This is a genomic window from Bacillus cereus group sp. BfR-BA-01355 (genome assembly GCF_022663675.1).
Classification (GTDB): domain Bacteria; phylum Bacillota; class Bacilli; order Bacillales; family Bacillaceae_G; genus Bacillus_A; species Bacillus_A thuringiensis_S.
The window spans coordinates 1-1,858 of record NZ_JAKUFY010000244.1; the positions used below are offsets into that span (position 1 = coordinate 1).

Below are 1,858 nucleotides of genomic sequence, written 5' to 3' on the forward strand. Positions count from 1 at the left end.
CCATCAATTTACTATAATCTTATACAAGTTGCAAGTTACTTATACAACTTTTTTCATTTTCGCTTCTTTTACCATTTCAACAAAGTATGCTGTGACACGATGATCATCTGTTAATTCCGGATGGAATGAAGCAGCTAAAAACTGATCTTGTCTTACCGCTACCATTCGGTCACCATGCTTAGAAAGCACTTCAACATTATCAGCTACTTCTACAACATACGGCGCACGGATAAATACACCAACGAAGTCTTCACCCACGCCTTCAATTGAAAGCGCAGCTTCAAAACTATCCTTTTGGCGTCCGAACGCATTGCGCTCAACTGTAATATCCATAGCACCAATATGTGCTTCTTCATAGCCAATAAGTGTTTTCGCAAGAAGAATCATCCCTGCACATGTACCAAACATTGGTTTACCAGACTTTGCAAATGTGCGAAGTGGTTCCATGAAAGCATACTTATCAATAAGACGGCGCATTGTTGTACTTTCACCGCCTGGTAAAATAAGACCATCAATCTCTTCAAGTTGCTCTATACGCTTTACAACAACAGCTTCGGCACCACTTGCTTCAACTGATTTTACATGTTCACGAACTGCACCTTGAAGACCTAGTACACCGATTTTCACCATTTTAAAGTTCTCCTTTAATTACCATCCACGCTCTTGCATGCGTTGTTCTGGTAATAACGTTGAAATTTCGATACCTTTCATTGCATTACCTAACCCTTTAGAAAGGCTTGCAATTAGTTCGTAATCTTCATAATGAGTCGTTGCTTCAACGATTGCACGTGCAAATCTCTCTGGGTTTTCTGATTTGAAGATACCAGATCCAACAAATACCCCATCAGCACCAAGTTGCATCATTAATGCAGCATCTGCTGGTGTTGCTACACCACCTGCCGCAAAGTTTACAACTGGTAAGCGACCAAGACGTTTAATTTCAAGTAATACTTCGTAAGGAGCACCAGTATTTTTTGCATATGTCATTAACTCATCTTCACGTAGACTCGCAACTTGACGGATTTCTGCATTGACTTGGCGCATATGACGCACTGCCTCTACAATGTTTCCTGTTCCTGGTTCACCTTTTGTACGAAGCATAGATGCACCTTCTGCAATACGACGTGCAGCTTCTCCGATATCACGGCAACCACATACAAATGGAACTGTGTAATCACGTTTATTTAAATGGTATACTTCATCAGCAGGAGTTAATACTTCACTCTCATCGATATAGTCTACCCCTAATGATTCTAATACACGTGCTTCTACAAGGTGACCGATACGGCATTTTGCCATAACCGGAATTGACACTGCACCCATAACTTCTTCAACGATTGTTGGGTCTGCCATACGAGAAACGCCACCTGCTGCACGAATGTCTGCTGGTACACGCTCTAATGCCATAACGGCAACTGCGCCTGCCTCTTCTGCAATTTTTGCTTGTTCAGCGTTAATTACGTCCATAATAACGCCGCCTTTTTGCATTTCTGCCATTCCACGTTTTACACGCTCTGTCCCTGTTACATTTGTCATGTACAAAAACCCCCCTAGGTGAATTGCTTTCCCCCGTTAAAGGCGAAAATTAAGAATACTCTTACATTCTACCACTAACTATCAGATGCTTGTCTACTACTTTTTCATAAAGTCGGTATGAAAAATAGGAATAAAAAAAAAGCCCCTACCATGAGGAGCTTTTAAAACCAACCTTTTACTGTATCAACAGCACTATTCCACATACCACTAAAGAATGAACCAATTCCGCGCATAGCACGAGTAAACCAGTTTGCTTCTTCTACTTCAGATGTTGTTACAAGATCCACTTGCAACGACTTACCAGTTAAAAATCCAGGGTCGT

2 protein-coding genes and 1 pseudogene are annotated in these 1,858 nt (G+C 41.3%); all 3 read right to left on the reverse strand.

Going from position 1 to position 1,858, the window contains the following annotated elements:
- Window positions 1-39: 39 nt before the first annotated feature.
- Window positions 40-630: a pyridoxal 5'-phosphate synthase glutaminase subunit PdxT gene (gene pdxT, locus MR167_RS31300; protein WP_000238785.1), complete on the reverse strand. Its 591-nt coding sequence runs from the start codon at window positions 628-630 to the stop codon at window positions 40-42.
- Window positions 631-648: 18 nt separating this feature from the next.
- Window positions 649-1,536, reverse strand: coding sequence for a pyridoxal 5'-phosphate synthase lyase subunit PdxS (gene pdxS / locus MR167_RS31305; RefSeq protein WP_000186158.1), 888 nt, complete (start codon window positions 1,534-1,536; stop codon window positions 649-651).
- Between the two features lie 161 nt (window positions 1,537-1,697).
- Window positions 1,698-1,858 (reverse strand): annotated as a pseudogene (locus MR167_RS31310) (D-alanyl-D-alanine carboxypeptidase); the annotation flags it as partial.